Here is a 17,053-nt window from a genome sequence, read left to right on the forward strand (position 1 = left end):
GCCGCCCCACCGATGCCCCCTGCAGTGGCACGACCGATGGGACCGCCGGCGCCCGCGGCGCCGCGCGGTCCCATCGGTCGTGCCACTGCAGGGGGCATCGGTGGGGCGGCTGCGGGCGGCACCCGACGGATCACCTGCGAGGGCTCCCGGCGCCCGCCGGGCGGTCGCGCGGGCGGTCCCATCGGCTTTCGACGCCCCGGTGAGCGGTCGCCGTCCACCCCGATAACTTATGGCATCGCTTACCGCCGGGCGTGCAACCCGTTGAGGAAGGGGCAGCCCATCAGGACGCGGACGGCCTGGCGCAGCCCGGCCATGTCGCTCACCGGCCGGTGGAAGGACAGCCGGATGTCGCGGTCGCCGTCGCCGCGCTCGACGCGGAACCGGATGCCGTAGCGGTCGATCCCCAGCGGGCGGACCCGCCCACCGCGCATCGTCGCCGGCAGCCTCGACACCAGCCGCGCGATCACGTCGGGGTGGGCGGTGTCCAGGTGCCGCAGCAGAGTCGTCTCGACCTCGCAGAAGGGGTCGGGCCGCGCGGCCAGCAGGTCCGCCACGTCGACGGCCTCGGCGCCGCCGGCGTCCGCGGCGACCACAGACACGACCTCGAGGCGCAGCAGGCGGTAGCGGCGCTCGTCGTCGCGGAAGGCGGACCGCGGGGTCTCCACCTGCAGCAAGACGGGATCGGGACACTCGCCGGCGATCCGGTCCAGCGTCGGCGAGACGTCGTTCGGCGGCACCTCCCGCAGGCGGCCCCGCGCCCAGACCAGCGAGCGGACCGGTTCGCGCAGCGGCAAGGGTGCGAAGTCGGTCAGCTCGAGCAGCGCCAGCGATTCCTGCGGTCCCGGGGCGCGGTCGGTGGGGACGGCTAGTGCGAAGGATCCGTCGTCGAGCAGGTGGTGCAGGGGTGTCGCCACCGTGTCTCGGCGTACCGCCCCGTTGTCCAGCGCCAGCAACGCGCCGCCGGCGCGGGCGCAGGCGCTGCGGATGCGCTCGGCCGTCGTGGGCGCCGCGTCTGTCAGTGGAAGCACCATTCCTCCTCTAGTTAGGCAAGGCTAAGTTAACTCAGGCCTCGGGAGTGGCGCAAGAGGTGGCGCGCGCGGCACGCCATTAGGGTTGGGGAGTGATCCGCATCGCCTTCCTCGGCCCCGAGGGAACCTTCACCGAGGCCGCGCTGCACCAGATCACCGCCGCCGGGTTGGTTCCCGAGCGCGACCCGGACGCGCACCGCCTCCCGAAGGACAGCACTCCGGCGGCCCTGGATGCCGTGCGCGCCGGAGAGGCCGACTACGCGTGCGTCCCGATCGAGAACTCGATCGACGGGTCGGTGACGCCCACCCTGGACAGCCTGGCGATCGGCCCGCCCCTGCAGGTGTTCGCCGAGACGGCGCTGGACGTGGCGTTCAGCATCGTCGTGCGGCCGGGCCTCGCCGGGGAGGTGCGCACGCTGGCGGCGTTCCCGGTGGCGATGGCCCAGGTGCGGGGGTGGCTGGCGGTCAACCTGCCGGATGTGGAGCTGCGCCCCGCGTACTCCAACGCCGACGCGGCGCGGCAGGCCGCGGACGGCCTCGCCGACGCCGCGGTGACGTCGCCGCTGGCCGCCACCCGGTGGGGGCTGTCGGTCCTGGCCGACGGCGTCGTCGACGAGCCCAACGCGCGCACCCGGTTCGTGCTGATCGGGCCGCCCGGACCGCCACCGCCGCGCACCGGGACGGACCGCACGTCGGTGGTGCTGCGGATCGACAACACCCCCGGGGCGCTGGTGGCGGCGCTCGCGGAGTTCGGCATCCGCGGCATCGATCTGACCCGGATCGAGTCCAGGCCGACGCGCACCGGGCTCGGCACCTACCTGTTCTTCGCCGACTGCGTCGGCCACATCGACGACGGCGCCGTCGCCGAGGCACTCAAGGCGCTGCACCGACGTTGTGCCGATGTGCGATACCTGGGTTCCTGGCCGACGGGCTCGCCCGTCGGGGTGCCGCCCCCGCCGGCGGACGAGGCGTCACGCTGGCTGGCGCAGTTGCGCGACGGCAAGCCCGAGCAGGGGCTGCAGCCGTGAGCGGGCACCTGGTGTTGCTGCGGCACGGCCAGTCGTACGGCAACGTCGAGCGCAGGCTCGACACCCGGCCGCCCGGCGCGGAGCTGACGCCGCTGGGCCGCGACCAGGCGCGGGCGTTCGCGCGGGCCGCGGGGCCGCCGGCGATGCTGGCGCACTCGGTGGCCACCCGCGCATCGCAGACCGCCGCGGTGATCGGTTCGGAACTCGACGTGGCCACGGTCCAGGTCGACGGCATCCACGAAGTCCAGGTGGGGGCGCTCGAGGACCGCTGCGACGACGAGGCCGTCGCGGAGTTCAACGCCGTCTACGAGCGGTGGCATCGGGGAGAACTGAACCTCTCGCTGCCCGGGGGCGAGACCGGCAGCGACGTCCTGCACCGCTACGTTCCGGTTCTCACCGAACTGCGCGTGCGCTACCTCGACGACGCCGACTGGACCGGCGACATCGTCGTCGTCAGCCACGGCGCGGCGATCCGGCTGGCGGCCGCGATTCTGGCCGGGGTCGACGGCAACTTCGCGCTGGACAACCATCTCGACAACGCGGAGTCGGTGGTATTGGCGCCGGTCACCGACGGGCGGTGGAGTTGCGTGCGGTGGGGATCGCTGACGCCGCCGTTCTACCCCAAGGCGTCCGCAAGCCCCGTGGTGGACGCGGTGCGCTCGGGCACCGACCCGATGGGCTGAGCGCCGGTCAGACGGCCAGAGGCACCGATTCGGCGCAGCAGCCGCAGCCCACGGCGTCGCAGTCGATGACGAACGTGTGCGCCACCAGCTCGGGACTGGCGCAATCCGGCTCGGTGCATTCCCACCGGAGCAGGGAGTGGCAAATCAGGGTGCCGTGGCAGTGATCCAGGCCCGCTCGGCACTCACGGCAGTCGGCGCTCATACGCCGTTCATAACACCGGGCGGGGACAAATCCGGGATGCCGCGCCCGCGCCGCATCGATTTGTCGGGCCCGTCACGACCAGCCGAGTTCCTCCAGGCGGTCGTCGTCGATGCCGAAGTGGTGGGCGATCTCGTGGATCACCGTCACCGCGACCTCCTCGACGACGTCCGCGTCGGAGTCGCAGATGTCCAGCAGCGCTTCGCGGTAGATCGTGATGGCGTCCGGCAGGTGCCCGGAGTATTCGGAGTCCCGCTCGGTGAGCGCGACCCCCTCGTAGAGGCCGAGCAGTTCGGCGTCCTGCGGGTGGCGGTCCTCGACGAGGACGACCACGTTGTCCATCGCGGCCGCCAGCTCCGGCGGGATCAGGTCGAGCGCATCGGAGACCAGCTCGTCGAAGCGCTGCGGGTCCATCCGCACCGGCATCCGGCTAGGTTCCCGGCGGGGGAGCGGGCTGGTTGGCGTCCTGGGGCGGCGCGCCGCCGTCCGGCGGGGGGTTCTGCGGCGCGGGGTTCTGCGGCGCGGGCGCCTGCGATTGGGGAGCCGTGCCTATGGACTGCTGCCCGGGCAGGTGCTGGTTGTTCGGCGGGATGGCGTCGGGTTGTTGGTTGCCGGGCTGCTGGTTGGTCGGCGCCTGGGCCGGGGATTGCGCCGGCACCTGCACCGGGATCGGCGGCAGCGTGAGCCGCTCCTCGGGGATGTCGGGCGGCGGCACGGGCGATTGTCCGTTGATCAGCAGTTGCCCCTTGGCGCTGCCCAGCAGTGTGGCCCACCCGCCGTTGCCCAGCGTGGCGCCGATACTGCAGGCGACCTGACGGCTACCGGCGGTCCAGCTGGCCAGCTGGACGGTCGGGTAGATCAGCGTCAACGTCGTCGTGCGCAGCTTGACCGGCGCCAGGTAAGCGTCCGTCATCTTGGTGCACGCGTCCTTGATGAAGCCGTCCTGGTCGGGCTCCGACGGCAGGGCGCCCGGGAACCTCCCGGCCAGGTTCACCGTCCCCGTCACCTCCATCGCGTGCGGCGCCGCGCAGTCGACCGGGACGTCGATCGGCTGGTTGGTGGTCGGGTCGATGCCCAGGCAGGTGCCGGCCGGCCACACCTTGGACTGGTCGATGTCGGCGACCTTGCCCTTGAAGGCCTCCTGCTGGTTGTTGGTCCCGGGCAGCTGCAGCCCGCACAGCATGCGGCGGTCCCCCGATTGTCGCCACGCGCGGTCACCCGGCCATAGCAGGCTGACGGTGAACTTGCTGTTGGGGTCGAACTTCGGTCCCAGGTAGGTGCGCACGGCGGCCTCGCACTGCTCCTGGGTGATCTGTTGGATCCGGGCCGGCGACGGGGGCGCGGCGTTGGGCCCGTACTCGGAGCCGGGGAAGGTCCGCATGTCGATGGATTCGGCGACCTCGAACTTGTGACTGTCGGCGCATTTGACGATGCTGGCCGACTCGGGTGTGGTGTCCGGCCACATCAGGCAGTCACCGCCGTTGGCACGGTTGAAGGCGGCGTCGCTCTTGGTGCCGGTGGTGGGCACCGGGTTGCTGTCGAGGTAGCCGGCCAACCGGCCGGGGCCGCTGCCGCCCACCGGGATCGCGGTGACCAGCCCGGCGATCAGCAGCGCGCCCAGAGCGGTGAGAAGCAGGGCCCGCCTCGTGGCCCGGGCCTGGAAGCCCTGGGGCCAGCGGAAGGCGGCCGACGTCGCGCCCGCGTGCTCGTCGGGCGGGGCGTCGGAAGCTTCCTTCTCGGGCGCTTGGGTCATCGCCTCCATCATGGCAGGGCCAGCAGAGGCCGGTGAAAATTGTTGCCAAAGTGCGTTCTGGGATCGCCGGTAGTCTCAGGGCCGTGATCGACCTGAAGCTGCTCCGGGAAGACCCCGATGCCGTCCGCCGCTCCCAACAAAGCCGCGGCGAGGACCCGGCACTGGTAGACGCCCTGCTGGAGGCCGACGCCGCCCGCCGGGCCGCGATTTCGTCCGCCGACACGCTGCGCGGCGAGCAGAAGGCGGCCAGCAAGGCCGTCGGGGCGGCGTCGCCCGAGGAGCGCCCGGCCAGGCTGGCCCGCGCGAAGGAGCTGGCCGAGCAGGTGAAGGCCGCCGAGGGCGCCCAGGCCGACGCCGAGGCCGCGTTCACGGCCGCGCACATGGCCATCTCCAACGTGATCGTCGACGGGGTGCCCGCCGGCGGCGAGGACGACTTCCGCGTGCTCGACGTGGTCGGCGAACCCCCCCACCTGGACAACCCGAGGGACCACCTCGAGCTGGGCGAGTCGCTGGGTCTCATCGACATGCAGCGCGGCGCCAAGGTGTCCGGCTCGCGGTTCTACTTCCTGACCGGTCGGGGCGCCCTGCTGCAGCTTGGACTGCTGCAGCTGGCGCTGGGGCTGGCCGTCGAGAACGGCTTCATCCCGATGATCCCGCCGGTGCTCGTGCGCCCCGAGGTGATGGCCGGCACCGGATTCCTGGGCGCGCACGCCGACGAGGTGTACCGGGTGGAGGCCGACGACCTCTACCTGGTCGGCACCTCGGAGGTGCCGCTGGCCGGCTACCACGCCGACGAGATCCTCGACCTGTCCCGCGGGCCGCTGCGGTACGCCGGCTGGTCCTCGTGCTTCCGCCGGGAGGCCGGCAGCTACGGCAAGGACACCCGCGGCATCATCCGGGTGCACCAGTTCGACAAGGTCGAGGGGTTCGTCTACTGCATGCCCGACGACGCCGAGGCCGAACACCACCGGCTGCTGGGCTGGCAGCGCGAGATGCTGGCCCGCATCGAGGTGCCGTACCGCGTGATCGACGTTGCCGCGGGCGATCTCGGCTCGTCGGCCGCCCGCAAGTTCGACTGCGAGGCCTGGGTGCCGACGCAGGGCGCCTACCGGGAGCTGACGTCGACGTCGAACTGCACGACGTTCCAGGCGCGGCGGCTCTCGACGCGGTACCGCGACGCGAACGGCAAGCCGCAGACCGCGGCCACCCTCAACGGGACGCTGGGCACCACGCGGTGGCTGGTCGCGATCCTCGAGAACCACCAGCGGCCCGACGGCAGCGTGCGGGTTCCCGACGCGCTGGTGCCGTTCGTGGGCACGGAGGTGCTGGAGCCCGCATAGGCGCTCCCTCCGCCGATACGCCCTAGGCGACGTCGGCGAAGGTCGGGCTGCCGGCCTCCAGGGGGACGCGGGCGGCGCGCGCGGTGAAGCTGATCGCGTGATACCAACCGCACAACATCGTGAGGTCGAGGATTTCGCGGTCGTCGAACTCGTCACGCAGCTCCGCCCACAGGGCGTCGTCGATGTCGTTGCGGTCGAACAGCGCGTCGACCGCGTTGATGAGCAGGCGGTCGCGTTCGGCCGGCCAGCAGGGGTCGCCGGCGTTGCCGTGGGTCAGCGAGCGGATCTGCGCGCGATCGAGGTTTGCCTTCTCGGCGAAGAAGGCGATGTGCACGCCCCACTCGTACTCGCAGCCGCAGCGGGCGCAGGTTCGGTCGATGACGATCTCGCGGTCGCGGAAGGAGAGCGACAGCGCGCGGCTCAGTTCGTAGCTGCCCCAGAGCGTCATGGCCGTGGCCATGGGCATGTTGCGCGCAAAGGTGCGGAAGAGCGCGATGGGCGGGACACCCGGCGGCATCATCTTCTCCAGCTGCGCCGCCACGGCGGCTTCGTAGGGTGGTTCGAGGGCGCCGATGCGAGGCGTTACGCTTTCCGTAACCATGGACGCTGAACCTACGTTACGGAATTCGAAACGTCAACCGGCGGCCCGGCCCGGGCGTCCGGTGCGCGGGTCGACCACCGGGCGACCGATCATGGCCGCGCTCGACCTGCTCGGTCGCCGATGGTCGTTGCGGATCTTGTGGGAGCTTCGCGAGGGGCCGCTCGGCGCGCGGACCTTGCGGGCGCGGTGCGACGGCATGTCGCCGAGCGTTCTCTACGACCGCCTGGGCGAACTGACCGACGCGGGCCTGATCGTTCAGCGCGACGACCAGTGCTACGAACTGAGCGAGCAGGGCCGATCCCTCGGCGAGGCGCTGGATCCCTTGGAGCGGTGGGCGCGTCGCTGGGCGCGGACAACCCGCGCCGAGGGCTAGGCGTCGACCGTCTCGCGTGCGGCCAGTTGGTGCCGGCGCTGCCGTTCCATGGTCGCGAAGTAGAAGGCGAACGCGAACGCGAAACTCGTGAACAGGCTCGACACGAAGTACAGCCACGGGTGCCGCAGCGCTCGGCGGTAGCCGTCGACGATCGTGAACAGCGGCAGCAGAACGACATTCGCGATCGTGTAGTCCTGGCTGGCCGAGCTGGCCGCCGGGTTGGTGAACATCAGCCGGATGTACTCGGCCCAGCTGCCGTGTTCGCCCCAGAGCGGATTGGTGGACCCGTGCGAGTACTCCTTCACGAAGGTGATGTTGAAGTACCAGCCGAGCGCAACCGAGGCGATGCCGACGACGTAGTACACGATTTCGAGGGGGGAGAACAGCGGCCCCTGGGCCGGGCGGGCGAAGACCTTCTGATTCGAGGCGACGATCCAGCCGATGACGGTGAGCCCGAGAACCGCGTGCACGAGTAGCGAGACCATGCGCGCAGTCTGACCCCCGTCGGAAAGTTTTGTCAATATTGACAATACCGGCGGTGCGGTACCTTATCGCCATGGTCAGGCCCGCGCAGACGGCGCGCAGCGAGCGCACCCGGGAGGCGTTGATCCAGGCCGCCGCGGTGCGCTTCCTGGGTCAGGGGGTCGAGGAGACGTCGGCCGAACAGATCGCGGCGGACGCCGGAGTGTCGCTGCGGACGTTCTACCGCCACTTCAGCTCCAAGCACGATCTGTTGTTTGCCGACTACACCGGGTTGCACTGGTTTCGCACGGCGCTGGACGCCCGCCCGGCCGACGAACCGATCATCGACTCCGTGCAGTCGGCCATCTTCGCGTTCCCCTATGACGTGGAGGCCGTCACCAAAATCGCCGCACTGCGCGGCGGCGACCTGGACCACGGCCGCATCGCCCGCCACATCCAGGAGGTCCAGTCCGATTTCGCCGGCGCCATCGAGGCGCAACTGCACCGGCGTAGCTGCGCGGCGGGGGAGACACCCGACGCACGACTGCATGCGGCGGTGACGGCGCGGTGCATCGCGGCCGCGGTGTTCGGCGCGATGGAGTTCTGGATGCTCGGCGAGGACCGGTCGCTCGGGGAGCTGGCGCGCATGTCTCATGCGGCGCTGGAATCGTTGCGGGCGGGCATCACCGATGCCTGGGTCCCAGGCCCGGACATTCAAGTTTCGTCATAATTGACAAAACTTGGCGTCCGTGCCAGCCTCCCTTCGGGACTCGTGGAGGGCAGGAACATGACTGATTTCGACGCGATCGTGGTGGGCGCCGGGCACAACGGGCTGGCCGCGGCGGTGCTGCTGCAGAAGGCGGGGCTGCGGACCCTGTGCCTGGACACCAAGCTCTACGCGGGTGGCATGGCCTCCACGGTGGAGCTGTTCGACGGCTACCGGTTCGAGATCGCCGGCTCGGTGCAGTTCCCGACCGCCGCCGTGGTGGTGAACGAGCTCGGCCTCGACACCCTGCCGACCATCGACCTCGACGTGATGTCGGTGGCGCTGCGCGGCGTCGGCGACGACCCGCTGGTCCAGTACAGCGACCCGATCAAGCTCTTCACCCACCTCAACGAGGTGCACGGGTCGGACGCCGTCAACGGGATGGCGGGGCTGATGGCCTGGAGCCAGGCGCCCACCCGGGCGCTGGGCCGGTTCGAGGCGGGCACGCCGCCGAAGACTTTCGACGAGATGTATGCCTGCGCCACAAACGAATTCGAGCGCTCGGCGATCGACGACATGCTGTTCGGCTCGGTCACCGACGTGCTGGACCGCTACCTGCCCGACCGCGAGAAGCACGCCGCGCTGCGCGGCTCGATGACCGTGCTGGCGGTCAACACGCTGTACCGCGGCCCGTCCACGCCGGGCAGCGCGGCGGCGCTCGCGTTCGGGCTGGGCGTGCCCGACGGCGACACGATGCAGATGAAGAAGCTGCGCGGCGGCATCGGCGCGCTCACGTCGCACCTCGGCGAACTGCTGGAGCGCCACGGCGGCGAGATCCGCTTGCGCACCAAGGTGACCGAGATCGTCGTCGCGGACGGGCGGGTGACCGGGGTCCGCACCGAGGGCGGCGACACCATCACCGCGCCGATCGTCGTCTCCGGGATCGCGCCGGACGTGACGCTCAACGAACTGGTCGACTCCGCGGCCCTGCCCGCCGACACCCGCCAGCGCTACGCGGGGACCGACCACCGCGGCAGCTACCTGCAGATGCACTTCGCGCTGGAGGAGGCGCCGGAATTCGCCGCGCCCTACGAGGCGCTCAACGACCCCGCAATGCAGGCGTCGCTCGGGTTGTTCTGCACGCCGGAGGAGGTGCAGCAGCAGTGGGAGGATTGCCGGCGCGGGATCGTCCCGGCGGATCCCACGGTGGTGCTTCAGATCCCGTCGCAGAACGACCCGGACCTGGCGCCGCCGGGCAAGCACGCCGCGTCGGCGTTCGCGCTGTGGTTCCCGATCGAGGGCGGCGCGGACTACGGCCGGTCGAAGGTCGAGATGGGGCAGCGCGTGATCGACAAGATCACCCGCCTCGCGCCCAACTTCGAGCGCAGCATCATCCGGCACACCACCTTCACGCCCAAGCACATGGGGGTGATGTTCGGGGCGCCCGGCGGCGACTACTGCCACGGCCTGCTCAACGCCGACCAGATCGGGCCCAACCGGCCCGGGCCGAAAGGTTTTGTCGGCCAGCCCATTCCGATCAAGGGGCTGTACCTGGGCAGTGCCGGCTGCCACGGAGGCCCGGGGATCACGTTCATTCCGGGTTACAACGCCGCCCGCGCGGCCCTCGAGGGGCTCTGACGCTCCCGACCCTTCGCCGAACGTGCACTCAGCGCGAGAAATCGCGCGGAGAATGCACATGGAATGCACGTTCGGCGCCGAGAAAGGTGAGGCGTCCTACCCGCGACGGCTGAGCAGCTCGTCGAGCAGCGCGGTGAACTCGTCCGGGCGGGCCGGGGTGAACGCGGGGCTGGGCCAGGTGCCCGGCACGTCCAGGGTGATCAGCGTCGACTTCAACGGCCGGCCCACGTCCAGCGGGAGCCAGCGGCGAAAGTCGCTGCTGCCCCAGATGCGCAACCGCTGCATGAAGAGGCCCAGCGGCTCGGTCTTGTAGCCCTGCACCGCATCCAGCGCGATGACCTTCGACGTGCCCGACGGAAAGTGGTAGCGGCGCAGGGTGATCGCCTCGCGGTCGAGCTGAACCAGGCCATCGTCGTAAGAAGAGCCGGTCATTCCCGCGAGCTCCGCAGCGGGTGGCCCCGCGCGGTGAGGCAGTGGCCGTCGTCGAGCCGCCACTGCCAGCCGTGCAGGTTGCAGGTGAGCGTATTGCCCTCGATCACACCGAATTTCGAGAGGTCCGCCTTGAGGTGCGGGCAGCGGCGCTGCAGCTGCCAGCCGTCCATCGTGATCGACGCCGTGTCGTCGTGGGTCTCGGCGAACCAGCCGTCGGCGTAGGCGATGCGCTCGTCGGTGAGGCACTTGAAGAACGTGTACAGGTACTCGTTGTAGCCGCCGACGCGCCAGGCCCGGAAACGGGTGGACAGGAAAATCGTGTTCACCCAGTCGGGTTCGCGGTCGCGCAGCACGGTTCGCACCAACTCCGGCGCGATGGCGAAGCCATAGCGGACCTTCTCGTCCGGAACCCGCTCCCGCACGGTCCTTTTCGGGAAGTCGAGGATCACCGACTCCGGACCGAGCACCAGTTCGACGGGGTAGCCGATGCCGTCGCAGATCTCGTTGCTGGCCAGCATGACCGGCTCGAACAGGGCGCGCAGCGGCTCGAGCAGCGGTTCACCCTCAGCGGGGGCCCAGCCGGCCCGCTCCGCGGCGATGACGGGCGCCATCCGCTCGGCGTAGTCGGCGATGTAGGCCGTCTTGCCGGTGGTGAAGATGGCCTCCACCTCGTCATCGGGGAGCGGGTGGGTGAGCGATTCGAGCGTCGAACCGGTCAACGCCGCGGTGGACCCCGGCATCATCAGCAGGCCGCCGTCGTGCCCGTTGCGCCGCATCTGATCGAGGAACACCACCTGGTCGGGGAAGATGTTCGCCGGGTCGCCGTGGTCGTCGTTGAGGTCGCGTAACTCGGGATCCAAAAAGCACGGCGGACCCGCCGACGGGATCACCCACGTCGCCCCGACCTGGGCGATGTACTGGCGGGCGCGGTCCATCTGCCGCTGCCGCTTCTGGATGCCGAACGACTGCTTGGCGCGGGCCGGCATGTCGTAGACCATCGGATACCAGATGGCCCCGGAGTACTGCAGCATGTGCACGTCGACATGGCCGAACTCCGTCGCCAGCACGTCCAGGTCCACCGGGCGGGCGTCATTCATGTTGAAAACCGTTGTAACGCCGTCGGACACGGCCAGCGCCGAGTCGCCGATCGGGCCGTCGGCGGGTGCGCGCAGCGCGATCACCATGACGTCGAGGTCGCCCTTGGGGCCGCTGAGGCGGTGCTTGACGGAGTTGGTCGTCTCGAAGAACCGGTGGAACCCGAGCTTCTGCAGCTCGTTGCGCAGGTCCGGGACGGGGAAGTCCGGCAGCAACACCACCGCGTCCTTGTTGACGTGCTCGGCCAGGTTCTTCGGGTCGAAGTGGTCCTTGTGGAGGTGCGAGACGTACAGGTAGTCGCAGGCGCCCAGGGCGTCCCAGTCCAGGCCGCTGTTGTCCGGGAACGGGAACCAGGACGCGAAGTAGGCGGGATTGACCCAGGGGTCGCAGAGGATGCTGCCCGCGTGGGTCTCGATGAGAAATCCGGCGTGGCCGACGCTGGTGACCTGCACAAATACCTTTCGGCGCCGTTGCGTGTAAGGGCCTGTAGCCCACGAGCTTAGCGTGCGGCAGGGGTCGCCGGGGGATGGCTCACAGCCGGGAGCACTAGGCTGATCGGTTGTGGAACCGGTATACGGGACTGTCATTCAGCTCGCCCGCCTGGTCTGGCGCATACAGGGTCTGCGGATCACTGTTGCGGGCGTCGAGAACCTGCCGAAGAGCGGTGGCGCCGTCATCGCGATCAACCACACCGGCTACCTGGACTTCACCTTCGCGGGCCTGCCCGCCTACGAGCAGGGGCTGGGCCGCAAGGTCCGGTTCATGGCCAAGCAGGAGGTGTTCGACAGCAAGCTCACGGGGCCGATCATGCGCAGCCTGCGCCACATCTCCGTGAACCGGCAGGACGGCGCCGCGTCGTACGAGGAGGCGGTCCGCAACCTCAAGGACGGTGAGCTGGTGGGCGTCTACCCCGAGGCCACGATCAGCCGCAGCTTCGAGATCAAGGAGTTCAAGTCCGGCGCCGCGCGCATGGCCGTCGAGGCCGGCGTGCCGATCGTTCCGGTGATCGTCTGGGGCGCGCAGCGGATCTGGACCAAGGGCCACCCGAAGAAGCTGTTCCGCCCCAAGGTGCCGGTCGTGGTGCTCGTCGGCGAACCGATCCCGCCGACGCTCGGCACCGCGGAACTGAACACGCTGCTGCACTCGCGCATGCAGCACCTGCTGGAAGAGGCGCAGGCAATCTACGGGCCGCACCCCGCCGGCGAGTTCTGGGTGCCGCGCCGGCTGGGCGGCGGCGCCCCGTCGCTGGCCGAGGCGGCCCGCATGGACGCGGAGGAGGCGGCCGCCCGGGCGGCGCGCCGCGCCCAGTCCGCGGGGCCGCCGGAGTAGGCGGTCCGCGTGGAGCCGACTTTCCGCACCCTCGAGGCCGTGGCCAAGCTGGTCGTCCGGGCCACGGGAAGCCGGATCACGTTCCGCGGCGAAGAGCACATCCCGGGCCGCGGGGGCGCGGTGATCGCGATCAACCACACCAGCTACGTCGACTGGCTGCCCGCCGCGCTGGCCGTCCACCGCCGGCGCCGCCGGCTCAGATTCATGATCAAGGCCGAGATGCAGCGGGTACGCGTGGTCAATTTCCTGATCCGGCACACCAAGACCATTCCGGTGGACCGCCGCGCCGGGGCGCAGGCCTATGCCGTGGCCGTCCAGCGCCTGCGCGAGGGCGAGCTCGTCGGCGTCTATCCCGAGGCGACCATCAGCCGCAGCTTCGAGCTCAAGGAGTTCAAAACCGGCGCGGCCCGGATGGCGATCGACGCGGACGTGCCGATCGTTCCGGTGATCGTGTGGGGAGCACATCGGATCTGGACCAAGGACCACCCGCGGAGCTTAGGCCGCACTAAGATACCGATTACTGTGCAGGTGGGTGCGCCGTTGCATCCGGCGGACGACATCGCGCGGACCGATGCCGCGCTGCGCGAGTCGATGACGACGCTGCTGCACCTCGCGCAAGGGGACTATCCGCACGAGCCTGGGGCGTGGTGGGTGCCGCAGCGGCTGGGCGGTGGGGCACCGGCGGTGGCCGAGGCCGCGCGGATCGAGGCCGAAGAGGCCGCGGCGCGCGCGGCGAGCCGTAGCGCGCGCCCGTCGCGTTAGGCGAGGAGGAGACATGCCCGAGGGGTTCTACCGGCTGTGCGAGTGGATCGTTCCCCCGATGGTCGCGATGCAGGGGACCAAGTTCACGTTCGAGGGCCTCGAGAACATCCCGGCGCGCGGGGGCGCGCTGATCGCCCAGAACCACACCAGCTACCTGGACTGGCTGCCCACGCTGCTCGCCGTGAAGGAGCGCGGCCGGCGCGCGTACTTCATGATCAAGGCCGAGATGGCCGACGTGAAGGCGGTCAACTACGTCATCAACCACGCCCGGCTGATCCCGGTGGACCGCAGGGCCGGCCATGACGCGTTCGACGTGGCCGTGCAGCGGCTGCGGCAGGGGGAGCTGATCGGCATGCACCCCGAGGCCACGATCAGCCGCAGCTACGAGCTGCGCGAGTTCAAGACCGGCGCCGCCCGGATGGCGCAGGCCGGCGGGGTGCCGATCCTGCCGGTCATCGTGTGGGGTGCGCACCGGATCTGGCCCAAGGACCATCCCAAGAAGGTGTTCCGCAACAAGGTTCCGGTCACGGTCTCCGTCGGGCGGCCGCTGCCGCCGCACGGCACCCCTGAGCAGCTGAACTCGGAGCTGCGGCAGGCGATGAAGTCGATGCTCTACCGCGTCCAGGAGGAGTATCCGCATCCGGCGGGCGAGTACTGGGTGCCGCGGCGGCTGGGCGGGGCCGCGCCGACACAGGACATCTCCCAGGCGATCCGGCTGGCCGAACTGCAGGAGCGCGCCAAGAGGTACGGGACCGACGGGGTGACGCGGCCGGGGCAGAATCAGAGCGGATTGCATTGACCCTGCCCGCCCTGATCGCGTGCGACGTCGACGGCACGTTGTTCAACGACGACGAGGCGATCACACCGCGCACCCGGGACGCGGTGCTGGCCGCCATCGACGGCGGCGCGCGGTTCATCCTGGCGACGGGCCGCCCGCCCCGGTGGATACGGCCCGTCGTCGACGCGCTCGGTTTCGCACCGATGGCGGTGTGCGCCAACGGCGCCGTCATCTACGACTCCGCGACCGATCGGGTCGTGTCGGCGCGCACGCTGGAGGTCGACGCGCTGACCGAGCTCGCCGAGCTCGCCGCGCGGGTCATCCCCGGGGCGGGCCTGGCCGTCGAGCGGATCGGCGAACGCGCCCACGACACCGCGACACCGCAATTCATCAGCTCGCCGGGATACGAGCACGCGTGGCTGAACCCGGACAACACCGAGGTGTCGATCGAAGACCTGCTCAGCGCGCCGGCCATCAAGCTCTTGATCCGCCAGGCGGGCGCCCGCAGCGCGGACATGGCGGCGGAGCTGGCGCGGCACGTCGGCATCGAGGGCGACATCACGTACTCCACCGACAACGGGCTCGTCGAGATCGTGCCGCTGGGAACCAGCAAGGCCACCGGCGTGGAGGAGCTCGCCCGGCCGCTGGGCATCGGTTCCGACGAGATCGTGGCGTTCGGTGACATGCCCAACGACATTCCGATGCTCCTGTGGGCGGGGCTCGGCGTCGCGATGGGCAACGCGCACCCCGAGGTGATGGCCGCCGCCGACGAGGTCACCGCGCCGAACAGCGACGACGGGGTGGGGCGGGTGCTGGAGCGCTGGTGGCTCTAGCGCCGTGCCGCGCGCGGCACGGTACCGCTGACGTCGCTCGCGCGATGTGTCACACTGCCCGCGTGCCTGCGTTCGGACTCATGACCCGCGTTGACATCCGGGCGCGCCGGGAGACCGCCCGTGGCCTCTGACGACGAGTCGCCGCCGGAGGGTGACACACCGGCACAAGACAACCCCAGGCACGCGAAAGGCGAGGACGGTCAGCCCGCCGGGGAGGCGACCGACGAGGCCGTTTCGGCGCCGGGCGGCGAATCCGACGACGAGGAGACCGGCGGGTCGTCCTCCGGCGGGAGCGTCCGCTTTCAGGACGCGGAGACGTCGCGGCCGCGTCCGCCCAAGCCCGCGGAGCTACGGGCCCGCAAGAAGTACGAGGACAAGCAGCGCGAGATCGAAGAGGCGCGGCTCGCGGCCGAAGCCAAGCGGCAGAAGCGCAACCGGCGGCTGATCGGCGGCGCGGCCGCGGTCGGTGTGGTGGGAGTCGTTGCGGGGCTGGGCTATTGGGCGTTGTCGCCGAGCACCGTCACCGCGCAGTGCGTGCAGGACGACCCGAACGGCAACCCCGTGATCGTCCCGGACAGCTATTGCACCGGCCACACCGCGGGTATGAACGGTTTCTTCTTCTGGGGCGGCCACTCGTACCGCTACTACTACGGCAGCTCGGGAACCATTGGTTCGCGGCCGATCGGCGGGACCACCGTCGCGCCCAAGGGCGCCACCATCACGACCAAGTCGGGCAGCACGATTCAGCGCGGCGGGTTCGGGAGCAAGTTCGGGGGCGGTAGCAAGGGCGGCGGCGGTGGGAGCAAGGGCGGCGGCTCGTGAAGCGCGCCCGTTCGCGACCGCGACCGAAGTGGCGGTCGATCGTCGAGTCCCAGGGCCTGGTCTACGGCACGCCCGCCCGTGACGCGACCGGCGCCGACCGGCCGTACTGGGACGAGTCGGTGCACTACGAATTCGAGATGGACGAAATCCTCGCGCTGGAAGCCGACGTCGAGCTGCTGCACTCGATGTGCATGAACGCCGTCGAGCAGGTCGTGCTGATGGAGCGGTACGCGGATTTCGGCCTGCCGGAATGGAGTTGGCAGGCGATCGGCGAGTCGTGGCGGCGCTCCGACCCCCATGTGTACGGGCGGTTCGACCTTCGTTACGACGGCCGGCGGCCTGCGGTGCTGCTCGAGTACAACGCCGACACGCCGACCACCCTGCTGGAGGCGGCGATCCTGCAGTGGTACTGGCTGAAGGACGTGTTCCCCAACGACGACCAGTGGAACTCGCTGCACGAGCAGCTGGTCGACCGATGGAAAGTGGTTCGGGACTTGTTGCCCGGCAACGAGATTCACTTCACCTGGTCCGGCGCCGAGGCCACCGGCGAGGATCAGATCACCACCACCTACATGCAGGAGACCGCCGCCGAGGCGGGCTTCAACACCGTGGGGTTGACCATCGAGGACATCGGCTGGGACGCCGCCCTGGAGCGGTTCGTCGACCTCGAGGAGTCGGAGATCCACGCGATCTTCAAGCTGCACCCGTGGGAGTGGGTGCTCGACGACGAGTTCGGCAAGTACGCGGTGTCGAGCCTGCCGCGCACGACGTGGATCGAGCCGCTGTGGAAGACGCTGCTGTCGAACAAGGCGATCCTGGCCGTGCTGTGGGAGATGTATCCCGGCCACCCAAACCTCCTGCCCGCCTACCTCGACGACCCGCACGAGCTGGTCGAATACGTCCGCAAGCCGAAGCTCGGTCGCGAGGGGGCGAACATCACCGTCGTCGGCGCCGGGATGGAGACCGCCACCGGCGGCGTCTACGGCGAGGAGGGGTACGTCTACCAACTGCTGGACCCGCTGCCCGAATTCGACGACATGCGCCCCGCATTGGGGGCGTGGATCGTCGGCGACTCATCGGCCGGGCTGGGCATCCGCGAGACGGCCGGCCTGATCACCGACGACGGCGCGGCCTTCGTGCCCCATCGGATTCCGCTCAAATGAACTTCCCGCCAACATGATTGGAGTTGAT

The 17,053-nt window shown here is 70.2% G+C and carries 19 protein-coding genes and 1 pseudogene; 12 read left to right on the forward strand and 8 right to left on the reverse strand.

The features are described from left to right. Positions 1-239 precede the first annotated feature (239 nt). A complete protein-coding gene (locus GPY60_RS20025) occupies positions 240-1,028 on the reverse strand; it encodes a DUF2470 domain-containing protein (protein WP_231639743.1) in 789 nt (262 codons plus the stop codon). A 92-nt stretch (positions 1,029-1,120) separates the two neighbouring features. Between GPY60_RS20025 and pheA the strand changes: the two genes are divergently transcribed. Further along, on the forward strand, positions 1,121-2,056 hold the full coding sequence (pheA, locus tag GPY60_RS20030) for a prephenate dehydratase (protein ID WP_156689443.1): 936 nt from the start codon (positions 1,121-1,123) through the stop codon (positions 2,054-2,056). Continuing rightward, on the forward strand, positions 2,053-2,739 hold the full coding sequence (locus GPY60_RS20035) for a histidine phosphatase family protein (RefSeq protein ID WP_156689444.1): 687 nt from the start codon (positions 2,053-2,055) through the stop codon (positions 2,737-2,739). Before pheA ends, GPY60_RS20035 begins: the two co-directional genes overlap by 4 nt. 7 nt (positions 2,740-2,746) lie before the next feature. Here the strand turns inward: GPY60_RS20035 and GPY60_RS20040 are convergent, their stop codons facing one another. The 3 genes and pseudogenes from GPY60_RS20040 to GPY60_RS20050 all read right to left on the reverse strand — a co-directional run bounded on the left by GPY60_RS20040 (position 2,747) and on the right by GPY60_RS20050 (position 4,691). Further along, positions 2,747-2,941, reverse strand: coding sequence for a hypothetical protein (locus GPY60_RS20040; RefSeq protein ID WP_156689445.1), 195 nt, complete (start codon positions 2,939-2,941; stop codon positions 2,747-2,749). Beyond that, a pseudogene (locus tag GPY60_RS20045) lies at positions 2,938-3,364 on the reverse strand (metallopeptidase family protein). The gene GPY60_RS20040 and the pseudogene GPY60_RS20045 overlap by 4 nt, the downstream one beginning before the upstream one ends. A 4-nt stretch (positions 3,365-3,368) precedes the next feature. After that, a complete protein-coding gene (locus tag GPY60_RS20050; protein ID WP_370462774.1) occupies positions 3,369-4,691 on the reverse strand; it encodes a septum formation family protein in 1,323 nt (440 codons plus the stop codon). A gap of 83 nt (positions 4,692-4,774) precedes the next feature. On the opposite strand from GPY60_RS20050, the gene serS reads away from it, so the two are divergent. Then, positions 4,775-6,031: a serine--tRNA ligase gene (serS, locus tag GPY60_RS20055; RefSeq protein ID WP_156689448.1), complete on the forward strand. Its 1,257-nt coding sequence runs from the start codon at positions 4,775-4,777 to the stop codon at positions 6,029-6,031. A gap of 22 nt (positions 6,032-6,053) precedes the next feature. Here the strand turns inward: serS and GPY60_RS20060 are convergent, their stop codons facing one another. Then, positions 6,054-6,572 carry a carboxymuconolactone decarboxylase family protein gene (locus GPY60_RS20060; RefSeq protein ID WP_197283756.1) on the reverse strand — a complete coding sequence of 173 codons (519 nt, stop codon included), beginning with the start codon at positions 6,570-6,572 and terminating at the stop codon, positions 6,054-6,056. Between the two features lie 58 nt (positions 6,573-6,630). Between GPY60_RS20060 and GPY60_RS20065 the strand changes: the two genes are divergently transcribed. Further along, on the forward strand, positions 6,631-7,005 hold the full coding sequence (locus GPY60_RS20065) for a winged helix-turn-helix transcriptional regulator (protein ID WP_156689449.1): 375 nt from the start codon (positions 6,631-6,633) through the stop codon (positions 7,003-7,005). On the opposite strand, the gene GPY60_RS20070 is transcribed toward GPY60_RS20065, so the two are convergent. Beyond that, the gene (locus GPY60_RS20070; RefSeq protein ID WP_156689450.1) at positions 7,002-7,490 is read right to left on the reverse strand and encodes a DUF2834 domain-containing protein; all 489 of its coding nucleotides are present in this window, start codon (positions 7,488-7,490) and stop codon (positions 7,002-7,004) included. The genes GPY60_RS20065 and GPY60_RS20070 overlap by 4 nt on opposite strands. Positions 7,491-7,561: 71 nt before the next feature. On the opposite strand from GPY60_RS20070, the gene GPY60_RS20075 reads away from it, so the two are divergent. Then, positions 7,562-8,197 (forward strand): TetR/AcrR family transcriptional regulator, encoded by a 636-nt coding sequence (locus GPY60_RS20075; protein WP_156689472.1) that lies wholly within the window; start codon positions 7,562-7,564, stop codon positions 8,195-8,197. 57 nt (positions 8,198-8,254) lie between these two features. Further along, entirely contained in the window at positions 8,255-9,811 is a 1,557-nt protein-coding gene (locus GPY60_RS20080; protein ID WP_156689451.1) for a phytoene desaturase family protein, read from the forward strand. A gap of 96 nt (positions 9,812-9,907) precedes the next feature. Here GPY60_RS20080 and GPY60_RS20085 read toward each other — a convergent pair whose 3' ends face one another. Together GPY60_RS20085 and GPY60_RS20090 are read right to left on the reverse strand one after the other, a co-directional pair. Next, complete coding sequence (locus GPY60_RS20085) at positions 9,908-10,243, reverse strand: hypothetical protein (RefSeq protein WP_156689452.1); 336 nt, start codon at positions 10,241-10,243, stop codon at positions 9,908-9,910. Continuing rightward, positions 10,240-11,790, reverse strand: coding sequence for an MBL fold metallo-hydrolase (locus GPY60_RS20090; protein ID WP_156689453.1), 1,551 nt, complete (start codon positions 11,788-11,790; stop codon positions 10,240-10,242). Before GPY60_RS20090 ends, GPY60_RS20085 begins: the two co-directional genes overlap by 4 nt. Positions 11,791-11,899: 109 nt before the next feature. Between GPY60_RS20090 and GPY60_RS20095 the strand changes: the two genes are divergently transcribed. The 6 genes from GPY60_RS20095 to GPY60_RS20120 all read left to right on the forward strand — a co-directional run bounded on the left by GPY60_RS20095 (position 11,900) and on the right by GPY60_RS20120 (position 17,025). Further along, positions 11,900-12,667: a lysophospholipid acyltransferase family protein gene (locus GPY60_RS20095; RefSeq protein WP_156689454.1), complete on the forward strand. Its 768-nt coding sequence runs from the start codon at positions 11,900-11,902 to the stop codon at positions 12,665-12,667. 9 nt (positions 12,668-12,676) lie between these two features. Further along, positions 12,677-13,429, forward strand: coding sequence for a lysophospholipid acyltransferase family protein (locus tag GPY60_RS20100; protein WP_156689455.1), 753 nt, complete (start codon positions 12,677-12,679; stop codon positions 13,427-13,429). A 13-nt stretch (positions 13,430-13,442) separates the two neighbouring features. After that, positions 13,443-14,228 (forward strand): lysophospholipid acyltransferase family protein, encoded by a 786-nt coding sequence (locus tag GPY60_RS20105; protein WP_156689456.1) that lies wholly within the window; start codon positions 13,443-13,445, stop codon positions 14,226-14,228. After that, positions 14,225-15,040 carry an HAD family hydrolase gene (locus GPY60_RS20110; protein ID WP_370462776.1) on the forward strand — a complete coding sequence of 272 codons (816 nt, stop codon included), beginning with the start codon at positions 14,225-14,227 and terminating at the stop codon, positions 15,038-15,040. The genes GPY60_RS20105 and GPY60_RS20110 overlap by 4 nt, the downstream gene beginning before the upstream one ends. A 120-nt stretch (positions 15,041-15,160) precedes the next feature. Continuing rightward, positions 15,161-15,862: a hypothetical protein gene (locus tag GPY60_RS20115; RefSeq protein WP_197283757.1), complete on the forward strand. Its 702-nt coding sequence runs from the start codon at positions 15,161-15,163 to the stop codon at positions 15,860-15,862. Continuing rightward, complete coding sequence (locus GPY60_RS20120; RefSeq protein WP_156689458.1) at positions 15,859-17,025, forward strand: glutathionylspermidine synthase family protein; 1,167 nt, start codon at positions 15,859-15,861, stop codon at positions 17,023-17,025. Before GPY60_RS20115 ends, GPY60_RS20120 begins: the two co-directional genes overlap by 4 nt. Positions 17,026-17,053 lie beyond the last annotated feature (28 nt).

Source organism: Mycobacterium sp. Marseille-P9652 (assembly GCF_902652685.1).
GTDB lineage: Bacteria > Actinomycetota > Actinomycetes > Mycobacteriales > Mycobacteriaceae > Mycobacterium.

Bases quoted from the DNA above. Each gene is read 5' to 3' on its own strand.
- GPY60_RS20105 (WP_156689456.1), top strand. From the start codon at position 13,443: ATGCCCGAGGGGTTCTACCGGCTGTGCGAGTGGATCGTTCCCCCGATG.
- GPY60_RS20050 (WP_370462774.1), bottom strand. From the start codon at position 4,691: ATGACCCAAGCGCCCGAGAAGGAAGCTTCCGACGCCCCGCCCGACGAG.
- GPY60_RS20070 (WP_156689450.1), bottom strand. From the start codon at position 7,490: ATGGTCTCGCTACTCGTGCACGCGGTTCTCGGGCTCACCGTCATCGGC.
- GPY60_RS20080 (WP_156689451.1), top strand. From the start codon at position 8,255: ATGACTGATTTCGACGCGATCGTGGTGGGCGCCGGGCACAACGGGCTG.
- GPY60_RS20075 (WP_156689472.1), top strand. From the start codon at position 7,562: ATGGTCAGGCCCGCGCAGACGGCGCGCAGCGAGCGCACCCGGGAGGCG.
- GPY60_RS20085 (WP_156689452.1), bottom strand. From the start codon at position 10,243: ATGACCGGCTCTTCTTACGACGATGGCCTGGTTCAGCTCGACCGCGAG.
- GPY60_RS20040 (WP_156689445.1), bottom strand. From the start codon at position 2,941: ATGAGCGCCGACTGCCGTGAGTGCCGAGCGGGCCTGGATCACTGCCAC.
- GPY60_RS20065 (WP_156689449.1), top strand. From the start codon at position 6,631: ATGGACGCTGAACCTACGTTACGGAATTCGAAACGTCAACCGGCGGCC.